This is a genomic window from Vreelandella zhanjiangensis DSM 21076 (assembly GCF_000377665.1).
GTDB lineage: Bacteria > Pseudomonadota > Gammaproteobacteria > Pseudomonadales > Halomonadaceae > Vreelandella > Vreelandella zhanjiangensis.
Genome location: NZ_KB898647.1, coordinates 437,423 through 451,811 on the forward strand (window position 1 = coordinate 437,423; position 14,389 = coordinate 451,811).

Below are 14,389 nucleotides of genomic sequence, written 5' to 3' on the forward strand. Positions count from 1 at the left end.
GGTGAAACCCTGCGGCGCGTTTTGCGTCTGACTAACCACATGGACGTTGTTGACGGTCCTCAGTACGATTCCTCAGTACGATTTTAAGTACTGTTTTAATTTGGCAGCGTATGTCTATTCAATTTGACAACGTATGCCCAGGGAGATCTCTATGCGCGATACGCAAACTCTGCTTTCTTCACCATTATCATTGGCGGCTGCCGCCCTTGGCTTAACGTTTGCTGCCCCGGCTGCCTGGGCGAACGATGCAGCCGAGCGCCTAACTGAACGGCTTGAGCCATTGGAAAACTACCAGGCCACCTTTGATCAAAAAATTCTCGATGGTGCTGGCGAGCGTTTGCAGAATGCACGTGGTGAAATGTGGCTTTCACGTCCGGGCATGTTGCGCTGGGAAGTAGAAGCCCCCTATTCGCAGGTCGTGGTATCCGACGGTAACGATGTTTATTTATACGACCCGGATCTTGAGCAGGTGACGGTTCAGCCGATGGATGACCGTGTAACGCACACGCCGGCACTGCTGCTTTCGGGCAATGTCAGTGATCTGACCGAAAGCTACGATGTGGTGTATGAGCAGGAAGGCGGCGAAGACATCTTTACACTGGTACCCAACTCTGCAGATACGCTGTTTGAAGAGCTGAGCCTGGTGTTTGACAACGAAACCCTGACCGAGCTGTGGATGATGGACAGCACCGGCCAGAAAACCATGATTACCTTTAGTGATATAACTCGTAACGGCTCTATCAACCGTAGCCTGTTTAACTTTGATATTCCTGAAGGAACCGACGTCATCCGTGAAGAGTTTTAGTGGTGATTAGTGATTGGTAAACAATAACGATCAGGCGCCCTAGGGCGCCTGATCTGCTTCCTGATCGCGGCTTTCCCGCCACGCCATAATCTCGGCAAAGCGTTTTTCCTGGCCAAGCGCGCTGGGTTCAAAAAAGCGTGCCTGGGGTAAGTCCTCCGGCCAGCAGTTATGCGTGCTGCCAGCCGGGTAGCCGTCCGGCTCGTTATGGGCGTAACGGTAGCCTTCACCATGGCCTAGTTGTTCCATTAGCTTGGTAGGCGCGTTGCGCAAATAGGTGGGCACCTCTACCTGAGGCTGTTGGCTGACAAACTGCTTGGCGGCCTTCCAGGCACGATCAATCCGATTACTCTTCGGCGCCACGGCCAGATGAATGGCCGCATGAGCAATCGCACGCTGGCCTTCGTAATCCCCTAAACGCAGATAAGCATCCCAGGCGGCTATCACCAGCGGTAGCGCTCGTGGGTCGGCATTGCCGACATCTTCTGAGGCAATCGCGGCAAGCCTTCGCACCACGTCCAGCGGGTCACCACCACCCTGCATAAACCGCGCCATATAAAGTAGAGCGGCGTCCGGGCGTGATGAGCGTATTGATTTATGAATAGCCGAGAGCAGGTCGTAATAGGCGTCCCCCTGCTTATCAAACGCGCTTGCCTGATGGCCGATTACATCCGCCAGTACTGCCATGGGCAGCACTTCCTGGCCATTCTCCTGCTGGGTAAAATCACACGCGGTTTCCAGAAGGCCCAATGCCCGCCGGGCATCGCCAGCACTTGCATGCGCCAGGGCCGAGAGCACTTCATCATCAACGTGGATATTGCGCTTGCCAAGCCCGCGCTGGTCGTCGCTAAGCGCTTGGCGCATCACGCTGATCAGCTCTTCTTGGTCGAGCGCTTTAAGCACGTAAACTCGGGCGCGTGAAAGCAGGGCGGAGTTAACCTCGAACGACGGATTTTCCGTTGTCGCGCCGATCAGGGTTAACAGGCCGGATTCAACGTGGGGCAGCAGCGCATCCTGCTGGCTTTTGTTTAAGCGGTGAATCTCATCCAAAAAGAGAATAACCGGCGAAGTGTGCTGCTGGGCACGCTCCACTGCCGCGCGTATCTCTTTCACTCCGGCCATTACCGCACTTAAATGCTCAAGCTGAGCATTGGAAGCATGGGCGAGCAGTTCGGCAAGCGTCGTTTTTCCAACGCCGGGAGGGCCCCATAAAATCATTGAGCGTACAAGGCCCGCCTCGGCCATGCGGCGTAGCGGTTTGCCAGGCCCCACCAGCGCCTGTTGGCCTATGTAGTCATCCAGCGTCTGTGGGCGCATCCGGTAGGCCAGGGGGGCGTCATCGCTGGGTGCTGAGCGCTGAGAATCAAACAGGTCCATATAAACTTCCGTTGTAAATCTAGACGTTGAGCAGCAAAGTGACTACAAGTGTGTATGGTAAACGGCGTATTGTCAGGCTACCTTTTGCATAGCCTTCACTAAAAAATGATAAGAATAATACGCTTGCTAGGGTAGTGTCTTAAGTGCATGGTGACATTAGTCAGCGTACTTACTGGAAGGTGCTAATGTGCAGTACTTTTCGAAGAGCTTTTTTGAAGAACTTGTTTGAAGTGCTTGCCTAAAGTACTAGCTTGAAGTATTCGTTTGAAGCACCAGATTTAAGTAATTTGCCATCGGTATACACATACCGTGTATAGACATATCGTGTATAGACATGTCTTGTATGGATATAGTGTAGTGATACACGCTTATGATTGCGTGCCCTACGCCATGTAAGAATTAGGCGGTCGGCATGACACAACCAAGGAGACGGCACGATGTTAAACCAACTGCGTCTAGATCATGCCAACATGGCGCGAATGCTCCATGTATTGCAGCTTAAACAAAAAACGCTGGCCGTGGGCGAGCGGCCTAATTTTCAGCTGATGCGTGAAGTAGTGGATTACATTCTGGCCTACATGGAAGGTTTTGCCGCTCCATTAGAGCGTATATGCGTTGACCGTCTGGAGACTAAAGCGCCTGAGCATCTGGCTCTAATGGAGCAGATGGCAAGCGATTACCTTAAGCTCAAGCCTCGGCTACAGCAGCTTTCGGACAATATCGATATGATCCTGATGGACAATGTACTGCCCATGGATCGCTTTGCAGAAGATCTAGGCAGTTACCTTGAAGCGCACCGCGCGTATCTTCGCCATGAGCGTGAAGGCCTCTTTCCGCTAATTGATCAGCACTTTACGCAAGAAGATATGCAGGAGCTTCTGCAAGCCCTGCCTGAAGGAGCCGAGCAGGATCTTGAACGCCTGCAGCAGGCTTACCCGGAGCTTTATGCCGAACTACGCGGCGCAGAAGTACCTCCGGTCTAGCCAAGCGGTCTAGTCACGAGAGCTTCCTTCAGCGGCCAGCGGTGCGTGTTAAACTAGCGTCCCGTGAATGAGCGGCTGAAGGAGAAGCAGGTGTATCTATTCAAACAAAAGGCCAAGGCCAAACAAAAGGCTAAGGGGCAGTAATGGCTGGCCCCGTGCTGATTTTTGACTCTGGCGTGGGCGGGCTTTCCGTAGCCCGGTCGTTGCGCCAGCATTTTCCCGATGCGGCCATGTGCTACGCCTGTGATAACGCGTGGATGCCTTATGGGCTGCGCGATGACGTCACGCTTTCGGCACGAATCGTGGCCGTTTGCCAGGCCGCTGTTCAGGCCTGCCAGCCAAGCGTTCTGGTGGTCGCCTGCAATACCGCCAGCACACTCGCACTCGATGGCTTGCGCAAGGCCCTGACCATCCCCGTGGTTGGAACGGTACCCGCCATCAAGCCCGCCGCTGCCATCAGCCGGACCCGCCATATTGGCTTGCTTGCCACTCGGGCAACGGTGGGCAGGCCCTATACGCAAAAGCTTATCGAAAGTTTTGCCAGCGACTGCATTATTACCCGGGTCGCGGCAGATAAGCTGGTGCTTGAAGCCGAAGCACTGCTTGGCGGGATTTCTCCCAACACTGAACGACTTCAGCAGGCCCTGTCGCCTCTTTGGCAAGCGGCCGATACCCAGCCCGTGGATACCGTTGTACTTGGCTGCACCCACTTTCCCCTGCTCAAGCCCTGGCTTGAAGCGCTGGCGCCAACGCCAGTGAACTGGATTGATTCCGGCGATGCCATCGCCCGGCGCGTCGGTCAGATAGCCCCGGTATTAAAAAACGGGCAGGATGGGCGCTTTTTCACGACTGCGTCGGCCGATACGCTGGGTCAGGGCTTTGCACAGTATGGTTTTTGCATCCCAAGCCGGTTGGAATTAAGCGCCTAGAGCGCGTATTTTCTAGCCTGAGCTGACACTACTATTATTAGCATCTTTAATTAATACCACTGTTAACACCGTTATTGATGCCGTTATTGATACCGTTTTTGAAAAAGAGGCGCCGACTTGGCTATCCCCGTGATAAACCCCGAACGTTATGACGAGCAGCTCGCCGAGAAGCGTGCATACCTGGAAAGCACCTTTGCGGTATTTAATCCGCCTGCGCTTGAAGTGTTTGCCTCGCCGCCGAGCCATTACCGTCAGCGCTGTGAGTTTCGGATATGGCATGAAGGTGATGATCTTTTCTACGCCATGTTCGAGGTCGACCCTGCCGACCCTAAGAACAAGCGCGTGGTACGCCTTGATCAGTTTGATGTCGCAAGCGAGTCCATCAATGCGTTAATGCCGCGCCTGCGCGAGGCGTTTTTAGCCAGCAATGAGCTGCGGCGTAAGCTTTTTCAGGTGGAGTTTCTCACTACGCTGTCAGGCGAAGCGCTGGTGACACTGGTTTATCACCGCCCGCTGGAAGCGTCCTGGGAGCAGGAAGCGCGCGCCCTGGAAGCCGAGCTTGGCATTATGATTATCGGCCGCTCGCGCAAGCAGCGCCTGGTGCTGACCCGCGACCATGTCTGGGAGCGCCTGACGGTTGATGGACGAGCGCTCGATTATCAGCAGGTCGAGAATAGCTTTACCCAGCCAAACGCGCATATCTGCCAGAAAATGTTGAGCTGGGCGCGGGAAGTCACTGCAGGCCGACAGGCAGAAGATTTGGTGGAGCTTTATTGCGGCAATGGCAACTTCACCATTGCCCTGGCCGATAATTTTCGACGCGTGCTGGCGACCGAAATCTCGCGCACGTCGGTGGCTAGTGCCAACGTCAATCTTGAAGCCAATAACATCACCAATGCGCATGTAGCCCGCATGTCGGCTGAAGAGTTTGCCCTGGCGCTCAAAGGTGAGAAAGGTGGCCGTCGTGTAGCCGAAATGGCGCTGGACGAATATCGCTTCTCCACCGTGCTGGTTGACCCGCCTCGCGCAGGTCTGGACGCGCAGAGCTGCGAGCAGATCAGCGAATATGATCAGATCGTCTATATTTCATGCAACCCGACAACACTTGCCGATAATTTAGCGCTGCTTACCAAAACGCATCAGATCGAGCGTTTTGCATTATTTGACCAGTTTCCATTCACCAACCATTGTGAATGTGGCGTATGGCTCACGCGGCGCGAGATTAATCAAGAGGGCGCATGATGCGAAAGTGGCATACACCATGAAGAACATGTCAGATGAATAGAGGGACGACCCTGGGTAGCGTAAGCTAGTCGTTATATTGGCCTAAAGGCCTATTGTCCTACGTTTTTTTGGCCAAATGTGGCCCCGGCAGTCGAGGTGATTGATGGATTACGTTGCGAGTGAAGAGAGTCGGCAAGACCTTTTGAAGCAGCTTTTTGAGCGCTTGGAAGCGCGGCTGGAACCGGACCGAGCAACGGCTATAGAAGCGTTTGCACGACGATTTTACGCAAGCGTGCCGGTAGAGGATCTTGTCGATCGTCGTCTGGATGATCTGTACGGCGCCACGCTATCCATTTGGCAGTTTCTGCAGCACCATGATGCCCAGCGTCCTAAAGTGCGCGTGTTTAATCCTGATTTCGAAGAAAACGGCTGGCAGTCGACCCATACGTTTGTGGCGGTGTTGCATGAAGATATGCCGTTCTTGGTCGACTCGGTACGCATTGAGCTGAATCGCCGCGGTCTCACCGTGCATGCGATTCAGAACTCCGTGTTCGCCGTTGCCCGCAATGAGCAGAATCAGCTACAGGCGCTGGCCTCACCCCGGGACACCAATGCGCCTGAAGCGCGTGAGTCACTGATCGTGATCGAGGTGGATCGCCATACTGATCCTGAAGCGCTTTCGAATATCGAAAAGCAGCTGCATCAAGTATTGCGCGATGTGCGCACGGCGGTTGATGACTACGATGCTATCTGTGGGCAAATCACCGCGACGATCCAGGAGCTGGAAAAAAACTGCCCGCCTCAGATCGACCCCGATGACCACGAAGAAGCCATTGCCTTCCTGGAGTGGCTGATAAAAGATAATTTCACCTTCCTGGGGTATGACGAATACCTGCTCGAAGGCAACGAGCTGCAGCGCGACCCCAATAGCCTGCTGGGCGTATTCCGCCTGGACGAGCCGCGTTACGATGAACGCATTCGTGCCGAGGAAGGCATCGATGAGCAGGGCAACTATGAGCTGGTGCCCCAGCTGCTCTCGTTTGCTAAAAGCGCCCACCACTCGCGGGTACATCGCCCGACCTATCCTGATTACATCACCGTCGACCGTTATGACGACGACGGCAACGTAATCGGCGAGCGCCGCTTCTTCGGCCTGTTTACCTCGACGGTATATAACGAGTCGCCACGCAATATTCCGCTGCTGCGCCGCAAGCTCAAAGCGGTGATGGATATCGCCGGTTTCAACCCGCAAGGCCATAACGGCAAGCAGCTTTTGCAGGTGCTTGAGGTCTATCCTCGCGATGATCTGTTCCAGATCAGTACGGAGTCGCTGGCGCATACTGCGTTGGGCATTCTCGATATTCGCGAACGCCGTCAAGTGCGTCTGTTTATTCGCGCCGACGTCAGCGGGAAATTTTACTCGTGCCTGGTATTTGTTCCGCGCGACGTGTTTTCGACCGATCTGCGCCAGCGTATTCAGAACCTGCTGTGCGAAGAGCTTGATGCCCACTTTGGCGATTTCAACACCCACTTGTCTGAGTCGGTACTGGCGCGCATCCAACTGATTTTACGTTTCAACGGCAGTGCACCAAGCCAGTTTGACCTTAAGCGTCTGGAAAGCAAAGTGGCCCGTCTTGCGCGTAGCTGGCGCGATGAGCTGATGGCCGCCATGGTGGAAGGTTTTGGGGAAGAGCGCGCCAACCATCAAATGGAGCATTTCCAGAGCGCCTTCTCGGCAAGCTATCGTGAGGACTTTACCGCGCGTACTGCCGTGTTTGATGTCCAGCATCTGCTCACGCTCAATAACGGCGATGACCTGTCACTATCGCTTTATCGTCCGCTGGAAGAGAAGGGTGGCGGAGTCAATCTCAAGCTGTACCACCGTGGCTCGCAGATACCGCTTTCCGACGTACTGCCGATGATGGAAAATCTGGGCTTGCGGGTGATTGGTGAGCGCCCCTACGAAATCAATGCTCCCGAGCAGCGCTACTGGATCCACGACTTCGAGCTTGAGCACGGTAATAAAGACGTTAACCTGGGCGAAATGCGGGAAACCTTCAGCGAAGCCTTCAAGCGCATATGGGCGGGCGAGGCTGATAACGACGCTTTCAACCGGCTGATCATTGCCGCCGGGCTGGACTGGCGCGAAGTGGCGATGCTGCGTGGCTATGCGCGCTATCTCAAACAGATCCGTTTTGGCATGTCGCAACACTACATTGCCGCGACACTGGCTAACTATCCACAGATTACCCAGGAACTGGTGGAAATGTTCCGCCTGCGCTTTGACCCAGCGCTTGACTCTCATGATACCGATGAGTGCGTGGCGCGGCTAAATGAACACCTGGAAGCGGTTGCCAGCCTCAACGATGACCAGCTGTTACGTCGCTTTATGGAGCTTATCCAGGCAACGCTGCGTACCAACTATTATCAGCGTGCTGAGGACGGCCGCTTTAAAGATTACATCGCCTTTAAGCTTGAGCCTTCCAAAGTCACCGGAATGCCCAAGCCACGGCCGATGTTCGAGATTTTTGTCTGCTCGCCACGCGTGGAAGGTGTTCACCTGCGCGGTGGCAAAGTAGCCCGCGGTGGTTTGCGCTGGTCTGATCGCCATGAAGATTTCCGTACCGAAGTGCTCGGCCTGGTAAAAGCCCAGCAGGTTAAAAATGCGGTGATCGTGCCGGTCGGTGCCAAGGGCGGTTTCGTGTGTAAGCGGATGCCGGAAAACGCTGACCGCGAAACCCAACAGAAAGAAGGCATCGCCTGCTATAAAATCTTTATTCGCGCGCTTTTGGATGTCACGGACAATTTGAACGGTAGCGACGTGGTGCCGCCTGCAAACGTCGTGCGTCATGATGAAGATGATGTCTATCTGGTAGTGGCTGCTGATAAAGGTACGGCGACGTTCTCGGATATCGCCAACGAAATCTCCATTGAATATGGTCACTGGCTGGGAGATGCGTTTGCCTCCGGCGGCGCGAACGGCTACGACCACAAGAAAATGGGCATTACCGCCCGCGGTGCCTGGCAGTCGGTCAGGCGCCACTTCAAGAACCTGGGTATCGACACTCAGCAGGATCTGTTCAGCGTTGTAGGCGTGGGCGATATGGCCGGCGACGTGTTCGGTAACGGCATGCTGCTGTCCGACAAGATTCAGCTGGTAGGGGCCTTCAACCATCTGCATATCTTTGTGGATCCGAATCCTGACGCCGAGGCTGCCTTTGCCGAGCGCAAGCGGCTGTTTGATCTGCCGCGCTCCAGCTGGGAAGACTACAGTGCCGAGCTGATTTCCCAGGGCGGCGGTATCTTTAGCCGCAGCGCCAAATCGATCGCGATTACTCCGGAAATGCAGCAGGTGTTCGGCATTCAGGAAGAGCGCCTGTCACCCAATGAACTGATTCGCGCCATGCTCCAGTCCAAGGTGGATTTGATCTGGAATGGCGGTATCGGCACCTATGTGAAAAGCTCGGATGAAACCGATGCCGACGTGGGCGACAAGGCCAACGATGCGCTGCGCATTAACGGCGCTGATCTCAACTGCCGCGTGGTAGGTGAGGGCGGTAACCTCGGCCTTACCCAGCGTGGGCGTATGGAAGCCGCCGCCAAGGGCGTGCGCGTTTATACCGACTTTATCGATAACGCGGGCGGCGTGAACTGCTCTGACCACGAGGTCAATATCAAGATATTGATCGATGACGTGGTCAAACGTGGCGACATGACCGACAAGCAGCGCAATGAACTGCTTGCCGAAATGACCGATGAAGTGGCCGATCTGGTGATTCTGGATAACTATCGTCAGGCGCAGGCGCTTGATCTCTCAGAGATTCTTTCTCTACAGGGCATCGGGCCTTACCGTCGCTTTATCAGTGAGCTGGAAGCCGCAGGTCAAATCGACCGTGAGCTTGAGTTCCTGCCTACCGATGACGTACTAAAAGAGCGTGCCAGCAATCAGCAAGGGATGCGCTTGCCTGAACTCTCGGTACTGATCTCCTACGCCAAGAGTACGCTTAAAGGTGATCTGATTACCTCTGATGTACCTGATGATACGTATATCCATCGCCACATCGAGCGGCTGTTCCCATCGGTATTGACCGAGCGCTATCAGCCGGAAATGTATGAGCACCGCCTGAAGCGCGAGATCGTCGCCACGCAAGTCGCCAATGATCTGGTCGATCATATGGGCATTGTGTTTGTCCGTCGGTTAAGAGATTCCACCGGTGCAGGCCGAGCCGATATCGCGCGTAACTATGTGATTGCCCGCGACAGCTTCAACCTGCCCTCGCTTTGGTCACAGATTGAAGCGCTGGATAATCAGGTGCCAAGCAAGGTACAGCACTCCATGATGCTGGATCTTATGCGCTTGATTCGCCGTTCGACGCGCTGGTTCCTGCGTCAGCATCTAGGACTTACCACGCAGGATACGATCGAGTATTTCGGTCCTCGTCTGGCGCAGTTGCAGGAAGAGATGGGCGAGCTGTTAAGCGGTGAAGAGCTGGACGCATGGCGTGCTCGTCGTGATGAACTGCAGGAAGCAGGTGTACCAGAAGCGCTGGCTTCAACCGTTGCGGCAGCGCCCAGCCTTTATGCCGGGTTGGGTATCATTCAGGCGGCGCGCGTCACCAGCGAGAAGCCCCAGCGAGTAGCCGAGGTGTTCTACGAAATCGGCAGCCGCCTGGAGCTACCCTGGATGAGCCAGCAGGTCACTCAGCTTGAAGTGCGCGACGCATGGCAAGTGCAGGCGCGAGAAACCTTCCGCGATGATATCGACCGTCAGCAGCTGGCGCTTACCACCAGCGTGTTGAAGCTTGAAGCCGGCAGCCGTGACACGCCAGAGCGTGTTGATCAGTGGCTCGAGCAGCACGAGCACCTGCATAACCGCTGGCGCCGTTTGCTTGAAGAGGTGCGTGGTGGCAGTGAAGGCGGATTTGCGCTGTTTGCGGTAGCCGTACGCGAGTTGGTAGACCTTGCTGAAAGTGACAGCGAAGCCTGAACGACGCGGCGCTAGCTAGGTAAAACGCGTAAGCGCTGTAGAAATAAGCGTTGTGGAAAAAAGTAACCGTGCCTGGGCAATCCAGGCACGGTTTTTTTAGGCCTTTGCCCACCGTTAATGGCTGAGTGCCGTGCGCTAAAAGGGGAGTTTGCGCTATACTCGGCGCCGCTCAGCACCGCTCACCTTAATAAGAGACTTAGTCGATGTACTCACTTGCACGCTCGCTGCTCTTTCGTATTGACCCTGAAACCTCTCACGGGTTGGCTCTAAAGACGTTAGACGCGTTGCACCGCGTGGGTGGCGTAGCGCCCCTGGTGGGTAAGTCGATAGACGATTCGGTCGAACTGATGGGGCTGCGGTTTGCCAACCGCGTGGGGCTAGCCGCGGGGCTTGATAAAGACGCCGACCACCTGGATGCACTGGGTGCACTGGGATTTGGGTTTGTTGAAGTAGGTACTGTGACGCCCAAGGCGCAGCCGGGTAACCCGAAGCCGCGCCTGTTTCGTTTGGCAGGCCATGACGCCATCATCAACCGCTTTGGGTTTAACAACAAAGGGGTTGAGCACTTGGTGGCGCAGGTTAAAAAGCGCCATTACCAGGGCGTGGTAGGTATTAATATCGGTAAAAATCTCAGCACCGCCGTCGATAACGCCCTGGATGACTATTTGGTCTGCTTGGATGCAGTTCACTCGGTGGCCGACTATATTACGGTGAATATTTCTTCGCCCAACACGCCAGGGCTACGCACGCTGCAGTTTGGTGAGCAGTTGGATGGCTTGCTCGGGCCAATTCGTGAGCGCAGTCGGGTCTTGGATACGCAATCCGGGCGCAAGGTGCCGCTATTAATTAAAATAGCGCCGGATATGAGCGAGGAAGAAGTTGCGCTGGTGGCAGAAAGCATCGCCCGCAATGAGTTGGATGGCGTGATTGCCACCAACACGACCGTATCCCGTGAAGCGGTGCAAAGCGACCCACAGGCTGACGAGGCGGGCGGGCTTTCTGGCAAGCCTGTGTTCGAGGCATCTAACGTGGTGATTCGTCTGTTGCGTCAGCATCTGCCAACGCTTCCGATTATCGGCGTTGGCGGCATTGATAGCGCAGAAGCTGCGAAGGCCAAGATAGCGGCGGGCGCCGACTTGATTCAGCTCTATTCGGGGCTTATTTATCAAGGGCCCAAGCTGGTCAATGAGTGTGCCCGTGCGCTAAAGGCGCATTAATTTTTCAGCGTGAATTAAAAACGCGGATTAAAAAACATTAGCTAAAAAGCCCGCTGAAAAGCGGGCTCCATGTTCCAAAATGTAAAATTAAGGAATATATAAATTGCTAGGTCATGACGAGGGGGTTTTTGTGGATACCGGAAATGCCGGTCATTCCGTCCCACTGGTCTCCGCGACCTTCACGCCAACCGCTCATCCAGTACTCGCGTAAATTGACATCTTGACTGGGACACTCATCACGGGAACGGCCGATAACACCTGCTTTATACCCGTGAACATAGGCCCGCTGGAAGCGGTCACGTTTTTGTCGTTTCATTGGCTAACCTCTTTTCATGAAAGCCTTTAAAAAGAAATAGTGCACTATGCCTTAAGCGTTAGGCCCCTATTTCGAGAGCTGACTTCAAGAGCAGGCTGCCAGCCGTGCGCTAATGTCTAGCACTCACGAGCTGAACCGGCTAGGCGGCAACCAAAACAAGCCTTTAGTCTATTAATGACCTTTTGGTCTATTAATGACCAAGACAAGCAACGCATGCGTTTTCAGTAGCTACTCCTTTATTCTTAGATCATTATGGGGGCACTTGTCGACCCCCAAATTGTCATAAGATGTAAATACATTTGCCATATATAGGAATATCGCGCGGTTACGCGCTGCCATGACTATGACCGAAACGAGTCAAAACGCCCCCCTGAACCTGCTGGCGACTTGCCCTAAAGGCATTGAAGGCCTGCTGGCCGATGAGCTGGCAGCGCTAGGCGCGACGCCTGGAAAAACCACCGTGGCTGGCGTGTACTTTTCCGCCAGCCAAGCCATCGCCTACCGTGTATGCCTGTGGTCTCGGCTTGCCAACCGGGTAATTCTGCAGCTGGTTCGCGAGCCGATGATTGAAACGCCGGAGCAGCTACGCGATGTGGTTGCCCGTATCGCCTGGACCCAGCACTTGGCGGTTGGAAAAACCCTGGCGGTGGATTTTCATGGCCGCAGCGATCACATTCGCCATACTCGATTTGGCGCCCAAACGGTAAAAGATGGCGTGGTAGACGCGCTACAGCTTGCCGGACAAGAGCGTCCTTCCATCGATACCAAAACGCCGGATTTGCGTCTCTACGCGCATCTGCATCGCGCCAACCTGACCATTGGTATCGACCTTTCGGGGGAAAGCTTGCACCGCCGGGGCTATCGTCGTGATGTCGGCCATGCGCCGCTTAAGGAAAACCTCGCGGCAGCGTTGCTGATCCGTGCTGGCTGGCCCGAGCGGGCGAAAGCTGGCGAGCCGCTGATCGACCCGCTGTGTGGTGCCGGCACGCTGCTGATTGAAGCCGCACTTATGGCCGCCGATCAGGCGCCGAACCTGGACCGTGAACGGTTCGGTTTCAAGGGCTGGGCCGGGCACGATGAGGCGCTTTGGCTTGAGCAGAAACGAGAGGCCGAAGCGCGCGCCTCGATTGGTCGCAAGCGGTGTAAAACCCAGCTTCTGGGCTTTGACCAAAGCCCGGCGGCGCTATCGGCTGCAAAAACCAACGCGATGCGTGCAGGTATTCCGGCACTTATCACGCTACACGGGCAGAGCCTTGCACAGCTGACTCGCCCCGAAACGCTATCGGCAGAAAGCGGGCTTCTGATCACTAACCCGCCTTACGGCGAGCGGTTGGGTGAGCTACCTGAGCTTGTGCGCCTATATTCCCAGCTGGGTGAAAAAGCCAAAGCGCTGTTTCCTGGCTGGACGCTGGCGATGTTTACCGGCAACCCCGACTTAGGGCACCGGCTGGGCCTGCGCGCACATAAGCAATATGCGCTTAAAAACGGCGCGCTGGATGCCAAGCTGCTGCTGATGGATATCGGTACACCTGCGGTGGGTAACGACGCCCAGGCGGAAGGCAAAAGCGCTGATGCACCGCCTAAAACAGCGCCTGCAGTGTCTGAAAACGCGCAAATGTTCGCCAACCGGCTGGGCAAGAACCAGAAACGCCTCAAGAAGTGGCTTAAGCAGAGCGGTGAAACCTGCTACCGAATCTATGATGCGGATATGCCCGAGTTTGCGTTGGCGATTGACCGCTATGGCGACCGCGTACACGTTCAGGAGTACGCCGCGCCTAGCTCGATAAACCCTGCTCAGGCCCAAAAGCGTCTGTTTGATGCGCTTGAAGTGCTGCCGGATGCGTTAGGCGTTGACCCCAGCAAGGTATATATCAAACGTCGTGAGCGGCAAACCGGCACTGCCCAGTACCAAAAGCGTGAGGCCAGCGGTGAGCGCTTTGAAGTGCGTGAAGGCGATGCGCGGCTATGGGTCAACCTGCGCGACTACTTGGATACTGGGCTGTTCCTGGATCACCGGCCGGTACGCCGTATGCTGGGCGAAATGGCTCGCGGCAAGCGCTTTTTGAACCTGTTCTGTTATACCGCCACGGCCACCGTTCAGGCAGCCTTGGGTGGTGCCAGCGACAGCGTCAGCGTGGATATGTCCAACACTTACCTTGAGTGGGCGAAGGATAACTTTACCCTTAACAAGCTCGATCTGCGCCTTCACCGCGTGGTGCGTGATGACTGTTTCCGCTGGCTGGAAACCGCCAACGCCGAGTTTGACCTGATCTTTATGGATCCGCCGACGTTCTCCAATTCGAAGAAAATGCGCGATACCCTGGATATACAGCGTGATCATCCGCGCCTGGTGGAACTTGCCATGGCCCGGCTCGCTCCCGGCGGCACATTGGTATTCTCTAACAACCAGCGTCGCTTCAAGCTTGATGACGCGCTTAGCCAGCACTACGCGGTAGAAGAGATCACCTCGCGCACCTTTGACCCAGACTTTCAGCGGCGCACCAACATGCACCACGTGTTCCTGCTGCGTCACCGCAGATAGAACATAAGGCTT

General features: G+C 55.3%; 9 protein-coding genes. 7 read left to right on the forward strand and 2 right to left on the reverse strand.

Annotated features, from left to right (window positions below; all coding sequences use genetic code 11):
* Positions 1 to 151: 151 nt before the first annotated feature.
* The gene (gene lolA, locus D467_RS0106215) at positions 152 to 805 is read left to right on the forward strand and encodes an outer membrane lipoprotein periplasmic chaperone LolA (RefSeq protein ID WP_018916651.1); all 654 of its coding nucleotides are present in this window, start codon (positions 152 to 154) and stop codon (positions 803 to 805) included.
* 39 nt (positions 806 to 844) lie between these two features.
* Here lolA and D467_RS0106220 read toward each other — a convergent pair whose 3' ends face one another.
* Positions 845 to 2,179 carry a replication-associated recombination protein A gene (locus D467_RS0106220; protein WP_018916652.1) on the reverse strand — a complete coding sequence of 445 codons (1,335 nt, stop codon included), beginning with the start codon at positions 2,177 to 2,179 and terminating at the stop codon, positions 845 to 847.
* A 437-nt stretch (positions 2,180 to 2,616) separates the two neighbouring features.
* On the opposite strand from D467_RS0106220, the gene D467_RS0106225 reads away from it, so the two are divergent.
* The 5 genes from D467_RS0106225 (at position 2,617) to D467_RS0106245 (ending at position 11,519) form a co-directional block, all read left to right on the forward strand.
* Complete coding sequence (locus D467_RS0106225; protein ID WP_018916653.1) at positions 2,617 to 3,162, forward strand: hemerythrin domain-containing protein; 546 nt, start codon at positions 2,617 to 2,619, stop codon at positions 3,160 to 3,162.
* Between the two features lie 143 nt (positions 3,163 to 3,305).
* Complete coding sequence (gene murI / locus D467_RS0106230) at positions 3,306 to 4,091, forward strand: glutamate racemase (RefSeq protein WP_018916654.1); 786 nt, start codon at positions 3,306 to 3,308, stop codon at positions 4,089 to 4,091.
* A gap of 117 nt (positions 4,092 to 4,208) precedes the next feature.
* On the forward strand, positions 4,209 to 5,333 hold the full coding sequence (gene trmA, locus D467_RS0106235) for a tRNA (uridine(54)-C5)-methyltransferase TrmA (RefSeq protein WP_018916655.1): 1,125 nt from the start codon (positions 4,209 to 4,211) through the stop codon (positions 5,331 to 5,333).
* Between the two features lie 145 nt (positions 5,334 to 5,478).
* Positions 5,479 to 10,302, forward strand: a complete 4,824-nt coding sequence (locus D467_RS0106240) for an NAD-glutamate dehydrogenase (RefSeq protein WP_018916656.1) — start codon at positions 5,479 to 5,481, stop codon at positions 10,300 to 10,302.
* A gap of 203 nt (positions 10,303 to 10,505) precedes the next feature.
* The gene (locus D467_RS0106245) at positions 10,506 to 11,519 is read left to right on the forward strand and encodes a quinone-dependent dihydroorotate dehydrogenase (protein ID WP_018916657.1); all 1,014 of its coding nucleotides are present in this window, start codon (positions 10,506 to 10,508) and stop codon (positions 11,517 to 11,519) included.
* 106 nt (positions 11,520 to 11,625) lie between these two features.
* On the opposite strand, the gene rmf is transcribed toward D467_RS0106245, so the two are convergent.
* Positions 11,626 to 11,835: a ribosome modulation factor gene (gene rmf, locus D467_RS0106250; RefSeq protein WP_018916658.1), complete on the reverse strand. Its 210-nt coding sequence runs from the start codon at positions 11,833 to 11,835 to the stop codon at positions 11,626 to 11,628.
* 343 nt (positions 11,836 to 12,178) lie between these two features.
* Here rmf and rlmKL point away from each other — a divergent pair, with 343 nt between their 5' ends.
* A complete protein-coding gene (gene rlmKL, locus D467_RS0106255) occupies positions 12,179 to 14,377 on the forward strand; it encodes a bifunctional 23S rRNA (guanine(2069)-N(7))-methyltransferase RlmK/23S rRNA (guanine(2445)-N(2))-methyltransferase RlmL (protein WP_018916659.1) in 2,199 nt (732 codons plus the stop codon).
* The last annotated feature ends 12 nt before the right edge of the window (positions 14,378 to 14,389 follow it).

Bases quoted from the DNA above. Each gene is read 5' to 3' on its own strand.
- D467_RS0106225 (WP_018916653.1), top strand. From the start codon at position 2,617: ATGTTAAACCAACTGCGTCTAGATCATGCCAACATGGCGCGAATGCTC.
- murI (WP_018916654.1), top strand. From the start codon at position 3,306: ATGGCTGGCCCCGTGCTGATTTTTGACTCTGGCGTGGGCGGGCTTTCC.
- D467_RS0106245 (WP_018916657.1), top strand. From the start codon at position 10,506: ATGTACTCACTTGCACGCTCGCTGCTCTTTCGTATTGACCCTGAAACC.
- D467_RS0106240 (WP_018916656.1), top strand. From the start codon at position 5,479: ATGGATTACGTTGCGAGTGAAGAGAGTCGGCAAGACCTTTTGAAGCAG.
- D467_RS0106220 (WP_018916652.1), bottom strand. From the start codon at position 2,179: ATGGACCTGTTTGATTCTCAGCGCTCAGCACCCAGCGATGACGCCCCC.
- rmf (WP_018916658.1), bottom strand. From the start codon at position 11,835: ATGAAACGACAAAAACGTGACCGCTTCCAGCGGGCCTATGTTCACGGG.
- lolA (WP_018916651.1), top strand. From the start codon at position 152: ATGCGCGATACGCAAACTCTGCTTTCTTCACCATTATCATTGGCGGCT.
- rlmKL (WP_018916659.1), top strand. From the start codon at position 12,179: ATGACCGAAACGAGTCAAAACGCCCCCCTGAACCTGCTGGCGACTTGC.